Annotated in this window: 12 protein-coding genes and 2 pseudogenes; 9 read left to right on the top strand and 5 right to left on the bottom strand. The window is 63.9% G+C overall.

Annotated elements, in window-relative coordinates; all coding sequences use genetic code 11:
• A pseudogene (locus tag EPN51_RS26580) lies at nt 1-349 on the top strand (MCE family protein); the annotation flags it as partial.
• Here the strand turns inward: EPN51_RS26580 and EPN51_RS26575 are convergent.
• The 5 genes from EPN51_RS26575 to EPN51_RS26555 form a co-directional block, all read right to left on the bottom strand.
• Nucleotides 339-1,448, bottom strand: a complete 1,110-nt coding sequence (locus tag EPN51_RS26575) for a TIGR03857 family LLM class F420-dependent oxidoreductase (RefSeq protein WP_293048860.1) — start codon at nt 1,446-1,448, stop codon at nt 339-341. The pseudogene EPN51_RS26580 and the gene EPN51_RS26575 overlap by 11 nt on opposite strands.
• Nucleotides 1,438-2,598: an LLM class flavin-dependent oxidoreductase gene (locus tag EPN51_RS26570; protein ID WP_293048858.1), complete on the bottom strand. Its 1,161-nt coding sequence runs from the start codon at nt 2,596-2,598 to the stop codon at nt 1,438-1,440. Before EPN51_RS26570 ends, EPN51_RS26575 begins: the two co-directional genes overlap by 11 nt.
• Nucleotides 2,595-3,713 carry a phosphotransferase gene (locus EPN51_RS26565; RefSeq protein WP_293048856.1) on the bottom strand — a complete coding sequence of 373 codons (1,119 nt, stop codon included), beginning with the start codon at nt 3,711-3,713 and terminating at the stop codon, nt 2,595-2,597. The genes EPN51_RS26570 and EPN51_RS26565 overlap by 4 nt, the downstream gene beginning before the upstream one ends.
• A gap of 91 nt (nt 3,714-3,804) precedes the next feature.
• On the bottom strand, nt 3,805-4,446 hold the full coding sequence (locus tag EPN51_RS26560) for a TetR/AcrR family transcriptional regulator (protein WP_293048854.1): 642 nt from the start codon (nt 4,444-4,446) through the stop codon (nt 3,805-3,807).
• A 185-nt stretch (nt 4,447-4,631) separates the two neighbouring features.
• Nucleotides 4,632-5,315, bottom strand: coding sequence for a DUF305 domain-containing protein (locus tag EPN51_RS26555; RefSeq protein WP_293048852.1), 684 nt, complete (start codon nt 5,313-5,315; stop codon nt 4,632-4,634).
• 901 nt (nt 5,316-6,216) lie between these two features.
• On the opposite strand from EPN51_RS26555, the gene EPN51_RS26550 reads away from it, so the two are divergent.
• The 8 genes and pseudogenes from EPN51_RS26550 to EPN51_RS26515 all read left to right on the top strand — a co-directional run.
• Complete coding sequence (locus EPN51_RS26550; protein WP_366509474.1) at nt 6,217-7,014, top strand: ABC transporter permease; 798 nt, start codon at nt 6,217-6,219, stop codon at nt 7,012-7,014.
• The gene (locus EPN51_RS26545) at nt 7,011-7,874 is read left to right on the top strand and encodes an ABC transporter permease (protein WP_293048850.1); all 864 of its coding nucleotides are present in this window, start codon (nt 7,011-7,013) and stop codon (nt 7,872-7,874) included. The genes EPN51_RS26550 and EPN51_RS26545 overlap by 4 nt, the downstream gene beginning before the upstream one ends.
• Before the next feature lie 5 nt (nt 7,875-7,879).
• The gene (locus EPN51_RS26540; RefSeq protein WP_293048848.1) at nt 7,880-9,289 is read left to right on the top strand and encodes an MCE family protein; all 1,410 of its coding nucleotides are present in this window, start codon (nt 7,880-7,882) and stop codon (nt 9,287-9,289) included.
• Nucleotides 9,290-9,323: 34 nt separating this feature from the next.
• Nucleotides 9,324-10,352: an MCE family protein gene (locus EPN51_RS26535; protein ID WP_293048846.1), complete on the top strand. Its 1,029-nt coding sequence runs from the start codon at nt 9,324-9,326 to the stop codon at nt 10,350-10,352.
• Between the two features lie 38 nt (nt 10,353-10,390).
• The gene (locus tag EPN51_RS26530; RefSeq protein ID WP_293048863.1) at nt 10,391-11,788 is read left to right on the top strand and encodes an MCE family protein; all 1,398 of its coding nucleotides are present in this window, start codon (nt 10,391-10,393) and stop codon (nt 11,786-11,788) included.
• A complete protein-coding gene (locus EPN51_RS26525) occupies nt 11,785-13,179 on the top strand; it encodes an MCE family protein (protein WP_293048844.1) in 1,395 nt (464 codons plus the stop codon). Before EPN51_RS26530 ends, EPN51_RS26525 begins: the two co-directional genes overlap by 4 nt.
• 38 nt (nt 13,180-13,217) lie before the next feature.
• Nucleotides 13,218-14,330: an MCE family protein gene (locus tag EPN51_RS26520; RefSeq protein WP_293048862.1), complete on the top strand. Its 1,113-nt coding sequence runs from the start codon at nt 13,218-13,220 to the stop codon at nt 14,328-14,330.
• A 1-nt stretch (nt 14,331) separates the two neighbouring features.
• Nucleotides 14,332-14,530 (top strand): annotated as a pseudogene (locus EPN51_RS26515) (MCE family protein); the annotation flags it as partial.

Below are 14,530 nucleotides of genomic sequence, written 5' to 3'. Positions count from 1 at the left end.
CAACCTGAACCTGAACTGGCCGCCGCCGTGCACCACCGGGTTCTTCCCGGTTCAGCAGCAGCGCTCGGCGGTCTTCGAGGACACTCCGCCGCGCCCGCCGGGGTTGGTGTATTGCCGGATTCCACAGGATTCGAATTTCAATGCCGTGCGTGGTGCCCGGAACTATCCGTGTGAGACACGGCCGGGTAAGCGAGCCGCGACGGTCAAACAGTGCGAAAGCGACGAGCCCTATATCCCGCTCAACGACGGGTTCAACTGGAGGGGTGACCCGAACGCCACGTTGACCGGGCAGGGCGTCCCCCAGTTCGACCCGGGGGAGATAACCGCACCGGCGGCACCTACCGGGTAGACACCAGGCGCGCCCGCCATGCCTCGATCAGCCCCGCATTCTGGCCGGGCGTGCTGCCATAGGTGGCGATCTCGTCCGCCCCGGCATCCCGGAAGCGCTCCAACTGCTTGACGCACTGGTCGACCGAGCCCAGAGCGCAGGACTCCTCCATCCAGGCATCGGGCACCATCCGCGCCGGCTCCATCAACTGGACCCGGTGGTAGGTGAGATCGGCCATCTCCTCATCGCTCCGAAACTGGCTGTGCGCACGCAGCTTTTCGACCGCCGCGGCATCCCAGTCGTTGGCCCGGACGAGCGCGTCACCGTATTCGGGCGCCTGTAGGTACGTAACGGCCCGGGCGTGGGCGAGTGCGCGAGTCTCGCTCTCGGAGAGACCGGGTGCGGTTATCACACACTGGCAGATCCGCACGGTCGCCGGATCACGGTCGATTCGCTCACACGCCTCCCGGATTCGCGCCACCGCCGCCGCGGTCGCGGCTGGGGTGAGGACAGGGGGCAGCAGGACGCCGTCGAAGGAGCGGGCGATCGCGGCGGCGGCCCTGGGTAGGGCGAACGTGCCATACCAAACCTTTGGCTGGTCGCCTGCATACACATCGCCGAGTTTGATGCCGTCGTAATGTCCGGCCGGACCGTCATATGTCACCGTCTCGCCCGCCCAGAGCCGGCGGACGATGTCCACGTAATCGCACAACCCGTCGAACCCCTGCGTTCGCAGGCCCTCACTGCGCAGATAGCTGTGGTCACCGCGGCCGAGGCCCAACACGAACCTGGGGCCGAAGCACGCGTGCATGGTCGCGCCGAATGCCGCCATGTGCAGCACATTTCGGCGTGCCGGTGAAACCAGTCCGGTGGCCAACTCGACGCGGGGTGCCCGCGCAGCGACCGCCGCCAGTATCACCGCCACCTCTTTGAGATTCCACCGCTCCGAGACGAAGACACGATGAAAGCCGAGTCCATCGGCGCGTACACCGTCTTCGATGCCCTCTGCCGGTGTGCGCGCGCCGGTCTCGTCACGCGCATCGACGGGGCGCTGGGAAACCACCCTGCCGGAGATCAGGAATGCGCTCAGATCGTCGACGACGGTCGCGTTATCCGACATGCTGCTGGCCCTTCTTCAGGCGGGCACAGATATCGATGTTGCGTGCGATACCGGCCTGCGCATCCTCCGGCTCCAGGAGCAAGGGCAAGATGTCGCAGACACTGACCCAGGTGGCACCGGCATCGACGTACTGTTGAACCTGCGCGGCAACGGATTCCGGTGTGCCGTAGACGAACGACTTTTGGGCCATCTCATGCGTGGTCCGGCTGAGCAGGCCCTCGATCTCGGAATCGGTCCAGGTGACCGGCAGCAGCTTCACCGCATAGTGCCAGTCGCGCGGCAGGGGAGGTTCGATGCCCTCCGCGTCCCAGGCGCTTTGGTCCAGGCGCCCGAAAACGCCCGCCATCCAACGCATCACCGGATTATCGAGGGCTCGCTCCAGCAGTTCGGTGTCTTCGTGCACCAGCGCCATGAACCAGATCCCGAATTCGAACTGCTCGGGATCGCGCCCCTTCCGTTCCAGGTCGTCCTTCAGCGTGCTAACCGTTTGCGCCCAGGATTCCGGCGTCGGTGCCACGCACGGCACGATGGCCGAAATACCGTCGGCGTAAGTTGTCGCCAGGTCCAACAGCTTCGGGCCGCCGCCCAATGCCCAGACGCTCGGGCGATGAGTGCGCGATGTGCCCAGCCAGGCCTGTTTGAGGGTCCAGTGATTGCCCTTCAGGTCGACCGGCTCGGTACTGTCCCACAATGCGTTGAAGGACTTCAGTTGATCTTCCAGGCGCGCGAGTCCCTCGGACCGTTTCCAGCCGTACGGCGTAACTTGTTTGGCTTCCCCGGCGCCGATCATCACCCGCGCCCTGCCCCCGGTCATATTGGCGAGCGTCATCATGGTCTGAGTGAGTTCCGCGGGCCCTCGACGGATCGCGTCGGTACTGATCGTCAGCCCGATTTCCGGCACCGCCGCGGCCAGGTAGCCGCTCATCGCGAACGCGTCGGAGTACGAGTCCAGGTCGGGGATGAGCGCTGCCATCGGGCTGTGTTCCGGGCTCCAGAGCTGCCGCGGCCAGAAGTTGGTCATCTGGTCCCAGATCAACAGCTCGTCAACGACACCGCTCTGCGCTGCCGCGGTGGCCGCGGCGGCGAAATTCGTTGGTGGCGTGTGGCGGTCACAGGAAAACGCAAGGGCGGTGGTGACGGGTTTACTCATTTCAGCAGCTCCATTGATTCGAGATCACGGGCCTGTTGGGCATAGGAGCGCACCATGCCCGCAAACAGCGCATCCCCCCGCTCGGTTCTTTCCAATTGCACAGAAAATGGCACGCTGAGCATCAGCCCGTAGAAGACACACCAGCGGTAGCTTTCCCACAGATCGTCGAACGAGAAGCCGGTGACTCCGCGCGACATCAGACCATCGTGGTATCGGCTCAACAGTTTTCGCTCGTGGCGACGTCGGTCTTCCAGTGACAGACATCCGCCGAGATACACGCTGGCGTCGACAAGTGGGGGGCCCAGGCGGGTCGCCTGCCAGTCGAAGACCGCCGCCGGCGCGGCGGGGTCGTCGGGGAAAAGGATGTTGTCCATGCGGTAATCGCCGTGCAGGACCACGGTCGGTCCAGCGGTCATGCGCTCCGCCCAGGCGTTCGCGTGGGGCACTACCTGCTCCACTAATTTCCGATCTCCGGAATCAAGGTGATCGCCGAAGCGCTCGAGAAACAGCGGCAGGGCCGGCTCCACGCCGGCGAACATGGTCTGGTTGCGGCTTGGGTGGGCCAGCCAATCCTCTTCGCGCAGAGTCGGATCCGACCAGCGCGGCGCCTGTAGTTCCACAAGGGCGTCCAACGCCCGGGCAGCCTGGTCGGGCGTACCGCCCGCAATCATGTCACCGGGTTCGCCGACCTCGCTCAGGTCTTCGAGGAGAAGAGTGAAGCGGCCCGTCGACGGCTCGATGTCCGACCAGTGCGGCCGCGGAACCCGGACCCCGACGGTCGGAGCGATCTTTTGATAGAAGCGGACCTCGCTCTCGTAGACGCCGAGTACCACACCTATTGCACGGCTACCGGAATCCCTCGATGGCAACTTGACCATCACGGTGGGCGGGACATCCGATCCGGCACCCTCATAGGTGAGAGCGAACCGGGCGACCAGTCCGAGCTGGCCGACGCTCATGAGTTCGCTTCCGAACGACGCCACGCGACCCTGGGGGAGGCAGTCCGCTTGGCGCAGGGCATCGGTCAGCCAATCGGCCCCGATGTCATCGATCGAATCCACGATCCGTGCCGCAGGAGAGCGCAGGGTATCGGCGCTCGGCCGCGAGGCCGTCACCGACCCGTGCCTTTATTGAATATATATTTGATTAAAATCTGTGTTCGCATGAGAACCTCGCTCTCGTCGACATTTCCACCGATGGGTGATGTCAGGGGCTGTGTTGCCTCGGTTTGGCCCGCCGAGGCATCCGAGTGGCGATCGCATCGATCACAAGCTGTAGGCCATCAGTGAAGCTCTGTTCGGGATCGCTGGACACCAACGGGCCGAACAGCGAGACCACGTTGGGGAATTCCGCGGCGGGCAGCGACGCCAAACCGGTTCGTGCGGGGGAGCCCAGGGCCGCCAGTTCACGCTGCACGGATCCGACCGTAAAGGACGTGAGTGTCGCGAAAGACGTGATCACCTCACGATCGGGCAAGCCATGTGCGCGCAACGCGGCGCACACCACCTCGGCGCCGCGATAGGCGGATCTGCGGTCGAGCCGCTGATTGGCGATGATGGGAACCAGCGTCGGGTGCTTGAGCATCACCTCGCGCACCGAGCAATACAGCGCCGCCAGTTGCTTCTGCCAGCGCAATGTGGGATCGGGCAGATCGATCTCGGACAGGTAGCGGTCGGCCAGCACCGCCAAGAGGTCTTCCTTCGTGCGGATGTAGCCATAGATCGTCATCACGCCAACGCCGCAGCTCTCGGCAAGCCGGCGCATGGTCACGGCGTCGATGCCGTCGGTGTCGGCTATGTCGGCTGCCGCCTCCACCAGCGCCTCGAGGCTCACCTTCGGGAGGGCCACTGCGGCTTATGAATATTCGCGGTGTGGGCGGGCATGGCTCACGAGCGTACATGTACGGTAGGCATGCGGGAAGGGATTTTGCGGAATCAGATGCCGCCGGCATCGGTTCTTAACGCCGCGCTCCGAGCGGCTCAAAAGATCAGGATCGGCGCGAAGCCCTGCGAGAAGTCTTGTGTACCAAGCGCTTAGCTGGAAAGTATGTCCTGCATCTGGGTGATCTCCGACTGCCGCGCCTTGGCGATCTGCGTGGCGAGGTTCACGGCGTCCACATTCTTTCCGCTGGCGACCTCTGCGTTGGCCAGCTGAATCGCGCCCTGGTTGAGACCGATCATCGAGTTCAGCCACAGGGTGTCGAATCCGGGGCCTTGCAACGAATCAAGTCTGGCCAAGGTGTTGTTATCGATCGTGCCGCTAGCCGTGAGACCGGGGCCGCCGGCTGCCGGTTGATTGTCTTGGCCCTCTTTCCACTGCGCCCTGAGCGCCTTCAAAACCTGCATATCCACCTGCAGGGCCGTTACGGTCCTGGCGGCGAAGGTGGTGATGCCGGAGTCGGTGGAGTGATCGGGAACCTGCCGCGAGATGGTGATTCCCTGCTCCTCGAGGGTGATCATGTTGTTCGCGAAGCTGACGTCCGTCGCGTTGTATGCTGCCGGCTCACCCGTGATGACGGGCTTGTCATCGCTGTGCAGGGGACTGGCGTGGTTTCCAGATGGCGAGTGGCTACAGGACGAAAGGAGCGCCACGGTAGCGCAGGCCGCGACGGCGGCGGCGAATCGGGTGGTAAGCGGCGGCACGGTGCCAGCGTAGAGGATCTGATGTGCCCGCTTGGCGGCCGAGGTAAGCGCGTGACGGCTCGATCCGCGCACCACGGCGAAAGCCGGCCCGGCCTCGTCTCGCGGGTAGGCCCACCCAGTCGTGAACGCCCGATCTCGGCTACCTGACGCCCCACGGTCGGGCTCTGCCGCCCGCGCGAGGCAACGTACCGGATCTCCCGAGTGCCTTCTCTCCGTTGCCCGATGGACGGGGCATTGATTAGCGAGACTAGCAATCTCACTATTCGGAGGCGCCGCCGACGGTTGGGTGCGAGTGCGGGGCGTGCGGTGAGATCGCTTCTCGGACAGGGGAGCCGGTAGTATAGCGACACTAAACTACGAGCCGGGGCGGCCGCATCGCTGTGCATTTTACGGAGGCGTCAAAAAGGTATAGTGACGCTAAACCCGGTCGGGGAAAGCCATTTTCGTCGTCTGTCGGTGCCGGTGCGACGACGTGGAGCGGGTCCATGGGGCTGCCCCGGCGGCCCGCAACTTTGGTCGATTCAGTATTTAATCTTGATAAAAATGTGCTATCCTGCCAAATTGGACGAATCCCCGGATCGGGTGGATGCAGATCACCGGAATAATTCTGAAAGACTAAGCGGGTCAGCGGAAGTCGGTTGAATTACAGGGGCTGCTGAGGCCCCGAGAATAAGTTTTGAGACGGCAAGGATAGAAAACCCTTGACTTCAGACTGGCCGCTGCATAATGTGGTCCCGCACACCTCAGGTCCCAAAGTGTGGTCCGGAACACATCAGCGCAAGGCTGGACACGAGGAATGAACGAGATGGATACGGATGGGGGAGAGGGATCTAGTGGCAGGAGCCCATTCACGGTTGACAGCCCTCTGGTCGGCGCGCACCGTAGGTGAGCCGCGATGCGTGCTGCTTCCATCCAGCCTCCGCGGGCTTGCGCAAGCCGGTCCGGCCCGCACCCGGCGAAATAACGGAGGCCGTTAGTGGTCTCGACTGCCCCACTGATCGGGCTCGCCAAGAAGCCGCTGGATAAACCGCTCCGCGAAGTAGGCGGCTTTATCGCGATGTCGCTGGACACCTTTGTCCAGGCGTTCCGGCCGCCGTACTTTTGGCGCGAGGTCATCGAGCAGTGCTGGTTTATAGCCCGGGTCGCGACCTTCCCGGCCATCGCGCAGTCGATCGCCTTCAACGGCATGGTCGTCTTCTTGTTCGGTGTCGCGGCCGTCGCGCTGGGTGCCGGCGACACGATGGGTGCGGCCTCGGGGCTGGCCACAGTCTCACAGATCGGCCCGGTGACCACGGTGTTTGTCCTGAGCGGTGCGGCCGCCACGGCGATGTGCGCCGACCTGGGCTCGCGCACCATTCGGGAAGAACTCGACGCCATGAGGGTCTTGGGCATCGATCCGGTTCACCGGTTGGTGGTGCCCCGGGTAGTCGCGCTCCTCATCATGGGCAACCTGATCAACGCTGTGGTTGTCATCTCCGGACTGAGTGCGGACTACGCGTTCGCTGTTTTCGCCCTCAACGGCAATCCCGGTGCCTTCGCGTCGAGCCTGACGCTGCTCACCAACTTCACCGTCGTCGTGGTGAGTTTCCTCAAAGCCTCGGTTTTCGGAGTGCTCGCCGGACTGATCGCCTGTTACAAGGGCATCTCTGCGGGCGGTGGCCCGCAGGGAGTGGGTAACGCGGTCAACGAGACCGTGGTGTTCACGTTCATGGCTCTCTTGATCGCGAACATCATCATCAGCGTGCTCACCGCGACCCAGACGTTGGTGACATGACCGGCGATGTGAAAACAGTGGTTGGCGCCGTCTATCCGCGGCTGACTCGCACCGCGCAAGCTTGGTCCGCCGGCTGGACTCGCCTTGGCGAGCAAATGGAGTTCTACGTCAAGGCTCTGCTCGCCATCCGCACCACCATCGTCAAATACAAAGCGGAGACGGTGCGCGTCGTCGCCGAGATGAGCTTGGGCGTCGGTGCCCTCGCCCTCATCGGCGGCGAAGTGGTGATCCTGGCCGTCCTGACGGGCAGTGCGGCGGCCATCGTCGGCATCTTCGGCTACATCCAGGCCAGCAGTCTCGGCATCGGTGCGATCGCGGGATTTTTCTCCGCGTATGCCAACGTGCGCCTGCAGTTGCCGCTCATCATCGCCAACGGCCTGGCCGCCACCATCGGCGCCGGTGCGACCGCGCAGCTCGGTGCGATGCGCATCAGCGAGGAGATCGATGCGCTGGAGGTCATCGGAATCCGTTCCATCCCTTACCTGGTGACGACTCGGGTGCTGGGCGGTCTGCTGGTGGTTCCTCCGTTGTACTGCATCACCTTTGTCGGATCGGTCTTTACGACTCGAAGCATTGTTCTGCTCGCCTATCACCAGGGGGCCGGCGGTTTCGACCACTATTTCAACACCTTCCTGCTGCCCAGGGACGTCCTGGTCTCGGGGCTCGAATGCACCGTGCAGGCGGTCATCGTCATGCTGATCCACACCTATTACGGCTACACCGCCTCGGGTGGGCCGGCGGGTGTCGGTGAGGCGGTCGGGCGCGCGGTGCGGGCGTCCATCGGCGTGTCCATCACCCTTACCTTCGTGCTGTCGCTGGTCCTCTACGGACAGTCGGGCGACTTCCACCTGTCGGGATAGCCACCATGAAAAACAAACGATCCCCGCATCCGGGGTGGTACGCGCTGATCCTCGTTGTCTTGCTCGTTGCGGCGGTGCCACTGTGTGTGACGGCGTTCAAACGAGACTTCACCGACTACGCCGACGTGACCCTGGTGTCGGATCGGGCCGGTCTGGTGATGGACGTCAACGCGGTCGTGAAGTACCGCGGCGTGGAAGTCGGGCGCGTCTCGTCGATCGATCCGAAAAACGGTGCGACTCTGGGGCTCGAGCTGAATCCCGGCCAGCTCAGATACATTCCGGCCAACGTCGAAGCCCAGATCAGTTCGCCCACCGTCTTCGGGGCCAAATACGTCGATCTGCGACCCCCCAGCGATCCCAGCCGCAAGCGGCTCGCCGCGGGCGCGGTGTTGACGACGAACAAGGTGAGCATCGAATCGAACACTGTCCTCAAGGACCTGGTCGGTGTGCTCAACCAGATCGATCCCGCCAAGATCAACGCGGTGCTCTCCGCGCTGGGCGAAGCGTTCCGCGGTAAGGGCGAGGTCATCGGCCAGGCCATCACCGACTTCAACCAGGTGCTGTTGGCTGTCAATCCCCGTAGCGAGTTGCTCCGGGCGGATTGGCGCGCGTTCGGGGGATTCAGCGAGGCCTACGCGGGTGCGGCGCAGAACCTGGTGAACGTGCTGGACGCCGGCGCCGACGACGCCGCCGTCCTCACCAAGGGGCGCAAGGACCTCGACTTCGCGTTGATGACCCTGATTGGGCTGGGCAAGAGCGGTAACAAATTATTGGTGCCTAACGAGGGCGACCTGATCCATCTGCTCAACGAGCTCGAGCCGACGACTCGGTTGCTGATGAAGTACAACCCCGAACTCACCTGTACGTTCCTCGGCGCCAAGCTCATCATGGACCGGGGCTACGCCGAGGCCTTCACCTACAACGGACGGTCATTCATCGCCGATGCCGGCGTGCTCTTCGGGGACGACACATATAAATATCCCGACAACCTGCCCGTCGTCGATATCAAGGGTGGGCCCGGCGGTACGCCCAGTTGCGGCTCGTTGCCCGACGTCGAGAAGAACTTCCCGCAGCGGTACCTGATCACCAACTCCGGATTCGGTCCCGGCATGGACGTGCGGCCCAACCCCGGTATCGGCTATCCCGGTTATGCCAATTACGCGCCGGGTACCCGCGGGACCCCGCTGCCACCGACGTTGAAGGACCAAGGGGGGCCGGCGCCAGGCCCGGTGCCGTACCCGGGAGCGCCGCCCTACGGTGCGCAGCGGTACGCGCCGGACGGGACGCCGCTGTATCCCGGTCTGCCACCGGCACCGCCGGCCGGTCGACCGAAAGACCCCGGCATGGGCAAGCCACCGCCCGGTTCCGAGCCGTTCGTCCCGGCCTATCCGGGAACGCCCGCCAAGCCCCGCTAAAGCACCCCGACCCAGCGTCCGAGAAAGGCGAACATTGCACGACAAGTTCCGAGGCATCCTGGTGCGGTTCGCCATCTATGCCACCGTGTGTTCGTTGGGCATTGCCATGCTGCTCGCCGTGTTCGGCCAGTTTCGCTTCGAGGCCTCGGACAAGTACAACGCGGTGTTCGCCAACGTGTCCGGGCTGCGGGAAAACAACTTCGTACGCATCGCGGGGGTCGAAGTCGGCAAAGTCAAGAACGTCGCCGTGCAGCCCGATTCCACGGTGCGCGTCGAGTTCTCTGCCGATAAGTCGGTGGTGCTCACCGAGGGCAGCAGGGCGGTCGTCCGCTACGACGACCTCTTCGGCGGCAGATTTCTCGCTTTGGAGGAAGGCGCAGGGGCGGTCAAGAAGCTCGAGCCCGGGGGAACCATCCCGATGAGCCGCACCCAGCCGGCCCTGGACTTGGACGCGCTGATCGGGGGCTTGCGACCGCTCTTCCGCTCGCTCGATCCCGATCAGGTCAACGCGCTCAGTGGCCAGTTGATACAGGCGCTGCAGGGTCAGGGCGCGACCATCGGATCGGTGCTGACCCAGTCCGCCGCGGTGACCAACAGCCTGGCCGATCGCGATCGTATGTTCGGACAGCTCATCACCAATCTGAACACCGTGCTCGCATCGGCCGGCGACCAGGATAACCAGGTCGCCAAGGCGGTGGATTCGCTATCGGACCTCATGAAGACGCTGAACGCCCGAAAGGACCAGGTTGCGAACGGTATCAAGGGCGCCGCACGGCTCTTCAAGGTGGGTGACGAAGTGCTGCGCCAGGCGCGCACTCCGCTGAAAAAGGTGGTGGATGAGGGGGGACGTGTCGGCCAGACGATCATGGCCGACAAGGACTTTGTCGACAACCTCATCAACACGCTGCCGGACGACTACCGGATCATCGGTCGCGAGGGCCTGTATGGCGACTTCTTCACCTTCTATCTGTGTGACCTGATCCTGAAGGTGAACGGTAAGAACGGGCAACCGACCTACATCACACTGGCCAGCCAGCGGTCGGGGAGGTGCACGCCAAAATGAGACGCTACTTCAACGGCCTTTCGAACCGCCTCGGGAACATGAAGCAATTCTCCGAGCGCAACCCGTACAAGATCGGTGCGATCGGCATCATCGTGGTCACCGCCGCCATCCTGATTTCCTTGAATTACGACAAGATGACCTTCCTGACCGGCGATAAGGAATATTCGGCGTACTTCGCGGAGGCCGGCGGACTGGAGACCAACAGCGTCGTAGAGGTCTCGGGTGCCCGCATCGGGCGGGTGTCGTCAGTCGGCCTGGACGGATCCAAGGTGTTGGTCAAGTTCCGCATCCCCGGCGACGTGCGACTCGGCGACCGCACCGAGGCCGCGGTCAAATTGAAGACCCTGCTGGGTAGCAAGCTCGTCGAGCTCACCCCGCGGGGGGACGGTCCGCTCGCGGGTCCGATTCCGCTCGAGCGGACGACATCGGCCTATCAGCTACCCGATGTGCTGGGTGACCTTTCCACGACCGTCGCCAAGCTGAACACCGACCAGCTTTCGAAGGCGCTTTCCGTGGTGGCCAACGAATTCAGTGGCACCTCACCGCAGGTCAAGGCGGCGGCGGAGGGCGTGGCCAGGTTCTCGCAGACCTTGGACGAGCGTGATAAGGAGTTGCGGAACCTGCTCAGCAATGCCAGCAAGGTGACCAAGGTGCTCGGGCAGCGTAGCGATCAGATCGTCAACCTCGTCGGCGACACCAACTCGCTGCTGGCCCGGCTGAAAGCCGAGGAGCGCTACCTGAACAGAGTGTTCATCGATAACACCAGGATTGTCTATGTGTTGCAGGAAATTGTCGACGACAACCATGCGACGCTGAAGCCGGCGCTGGAGCAACTCAACGGGGTGCTGGGGCTTCTCAACAATCGCAAGGGACGCATCCAGGAGGCGCTCAAAGGTCTCAACAGCTTCGCGCTTGCGCTGGGTGAGGCGGTCGCCTCGGGACCGTTCTTCAAGGCCTACCTGGTCAACCTGCTGCCGGGTCAGTTCGTCCAGCCGTTCATGGACGCGGCCTTCTCCGACCTCGGCCTGGATCCCGCCACCCTGTTGCCCTCGCAGCTCACTGACCCGCAGACCGGCCAACCGGCCACACCGCCGCTGCCGCCGCCCTACCCGCGGACCGGCCAGGGCGGCGGTCCGCGCCTGACCATTCCCGACGCCATCACCGGGAATCCCGGCGACGTTCCGTGCAGTGCGCCGGGCAGGGCGGGAGCCCCCGGCTGCTATCCGCTGCGGCAAGAACCCCCGGCCCCGCCACCGGGCGGCCCGCCACCGGGGCCGCCGGCGCTCGGGCCGGGACCGGGCAACGCGGCCGTCGGACCGGTCCAGGAACCGGCGCCCGGGCAGATACCACCGGGCCAGGGGCCCGTGCTATCGCCGAGAGAGTCCTTCGGCCCGAAGCCGGGTCCCGCGCAACCCGGCGGAGGGGGTCAACAGTGAACTCCGCAAAGGCAAAGCTGGGCATAGCCGTGGCGCTGGCGGTTGCCCTCGTGGGTGGCGTGATCACCCTGGTGTGGTCGCCGAGCAGTCACACCAACGTCGTCGGATACTTCGACAACGCCAAGGGCATCTTCGTCGGTGACGACGTGGTGATCCTCGGCGTTGCGGTCGGCAAGATCGAGAAAATCGAACCGCAGCCCGAGCGTGTCAAGATTTCGTTCTGGTACGACGCCAAGTACAAGGTGCCCGCCGACGCCAAAGCGGTGGTGCTGTCCCCGTCACTGGTGACGGTCCGGGCCCTCCAGCTCACTCCCGCCTACACCGGGGGGCCGGTGATGAAAAGTGGCACGGTGCTGCCGCTGTCGCGCACCGGTGTCCCGGTGGAGTGGGACGACCTTCGGGCACAGCTGGAAAAGCTCACCGACATTCTGCAGCCAACCCAGCCGGGTGGGATCAGCACGCTGGGGGAGTTCATCAACACCGCGGCCAGTAACCTGCGTGGCCAGGGCACGGATATCCGCGACGCCATAGTCAAACTGTCGCAGGCCGTTTCAGCGCTCGCCGACCACAGCGGTGACCTGTACGGATCCTTCAAAAACCTCGCGGCTCTGGTATCGGCGCTGCACGACAGCGGTGATCTGCTACGCCAACTGAACCAGAACCTATCCGCGGTCTCGGGTGCGCTGGCGAACAATGACCTCGCCGAATACACCGCGGTGCTCAACAAGGACCTGGATCCGATCATCGACTTCCTCAACGACAATCGCGAGACCCTGGGCGTCACCTCGGACAGGGCGAAGGAGCTCACGGACGCGCTGGTGGAGAGCCTCGACGACGTCAAGCAGGCGCTGCACATCGGCCCCAACGTGTTCCAGAACGTGCTGAACATCTATCAGCCCTCGCAGGTCGCGTTCACCGGTGCCCTGGCCCTGCAGAACTTTGCGAATCCCCTGCAGTTCCTGTGTTCGGCGGTACAGGCGGCGTCTCGGCTGAACGCCGAGCAATCCGCCAAACTGTGTGTGCAATACATGGCGCCGATCCTCAAGAATCGCCAGGTCAATTTCCTGCCCTACGGATTCAACCCGTTCGTCGGGCAATCGGCGCGTCCCAACGAGGTCACCTATAGCGAGGACTTCTTGCGGCCGGACTACATTCCGCCGTCGGGCCCGCCGCCCACCGAGGCCTTCCGGACGGTGCCGCCTCCGGCGGGACCGCTGCCCCCGGCAAACGAGATCTTCAACTTCTTCGGCAACGGAATGATCAATACCAACGCGCCGTATGTGCCGGCAAAACCGGCGAATCCGCTGCCGGAGGATCCGGCCAGCGGCCTGCGCTCGATGATGTTGCCGGACGCCGTGGCGAACATGGGCGACGTAGGAGGTGGGCATTGAGCCGACGCAGCAACTGGCGCCACTGCGGCGTCGCCCTTCTGATCGCGCTGGCCGTGACGACGGCTTCGGGTTGTGGCGCGCTTCGGGGCTTCCGGGGCGCCAACTCGCTCCCGCTACCCGGCAGGGCGGGTGTCGGCGAGGGGGCCTACACCGTCGAGGCACAGATGCCGGATGTGCAGAACCTCAAAGAGAATTCGCGGGTCGAGCTGAACAATGTGGTCATCGGCAACGTGGCCAAGGTGGAACGCCAGGGCTGGCACGCGTTGGTCACCATGACGATCGATTCCAAAGCCAATTTGCCGGGTAATTCGACCGCTACGATCGGTCAGACCAGCCTGCTGGGGACCTTGCACATCGAACTTGGCCTGCCCCCCGGTGTTGCGCCACAGGGCAAGTTGCACAACGGGTCAGTGATCCCCCTGGCGTCGGCCAGTGCCTACCCGACCACCGAGCAGACGTTGGGCGCGCTGTCACTGGTGCTCAACGGTGGCGGTCTGGGCCAGCTCCAGGACATCACCCAGGCGTTGAGTACCGCGTTCAGTGGTCGCGAACAAGACCTGCGAAGCCTGATCCAGCAGCTGGATAAGTTCACCGCGTACCTCGACGACCAAAAAGGCGACATTGTCCACGCATTGGACAGCTTCAACAATCTGGTCGGTCAATTCGCCGAGCACAAGCCGGCTCTCGACAAGGCGCTGAAAACCATCCCCGATGCCTTAGCCGTCCTGAATGACGAACGGGACAAACTTGGCGAAGCTCTCGATCACTTCGGCAAAGCCGGCAATCCCGGTGCGGAGGTGCTCGAACAGACCAAGGAAAACCTGATCAAGGAAGTCGGCGACTTGGGCCCGGTGTTGCAGTCGCTGGCCAACTCCGGACTCGGGCTGACCCGCGGCCTGGACTACCTCACCGTCCCCCTGTTCTCGAAACCGCCGGTGGCCAAATGGATCCGGGGCGACTACGGGAACCTCACCGGCGTTTTCGATTTCACGCTGGGCAGGCTGGATGCGGATCTCTTCTCCGGCTCTCGATGGGAGGGCAACCTGACCGAGCTCGAGATGCAGTGGGGCCGCACCCTCGGGGTGACCCCCAGCCCGTACACCGCGCGCAACCCGCTCGTTGCGCCCTATCAGTTCAATCAGGGGCCGTGACATGCGATTAACTCGGCGAACGACCATCACGCTGGCGATCTTCTCGGTGATCTCCCTCGTGATGGGTGGGCTGGTTACGTTGTATTACGCGCATTTGCCGGCGGTGTATTTGGGGATCGGTCGGTACACGGTGAGCGTGCAGTTGGAGCGTACGGGTGAGCTGTATCGTGCCGGGAACGTCACCTACCGCGGTGTTGAGG

The sequence above is a fragment of the Mycobacterium sp. genome (assembly GCF_004298145.1).
In the GTDB taxonomy this organism is placed as follows: domain Bacteria; phylum Actinomycetota; class Actinomycetes; order Mycobacteriales; family Mycobacteriaceae; genus Mycobacterium.
Note: the sequence above shows the minus strand (reverse complement) of the source record. Positions and strands in the feature narration are given on the sequence as shown.

Excerpts from the sequence above, each read along its gene's own strand:
- EPN51_RS26540 (WP_293048848.1), top strand. The coding sequence starts at position 7,880 with ATGAAAAACAAACGATCCCCGCATCCGGGGTGGTACGCGCTGATCCTC.
- EPN51_RS26545 (WP_293048850.1), top strand. The coding sequence starts at position 7,011 with ATGACCGGCGATGTGAAAACAGTGGTTGGCGCCGTCTATCCGCGGCTG.
- EPN51_RS26530 (WP_293048863.1), top strand. The coding sequence starts at position 10,391 with ATGAAGCAATTCTCCGAGCGCAACCCGTACAAGATCGGTGCGATCGGC.
- EPN51_RS26575 (WP_293048860.1), bottom strand. The coding sequence starts at position 1,448 with ATGTCGGATAACGCGACCGTCGTCGACGATCTGAGCGCATTCCTGATC.
- EPN51_RS26570 (WP_293048858.1), bottom strand. The coding sequence starts at position 2,598 with ATGAGTAAACCCGTCACCACCGCCCTTGCGTTTTCCTGTGACCGCCAC.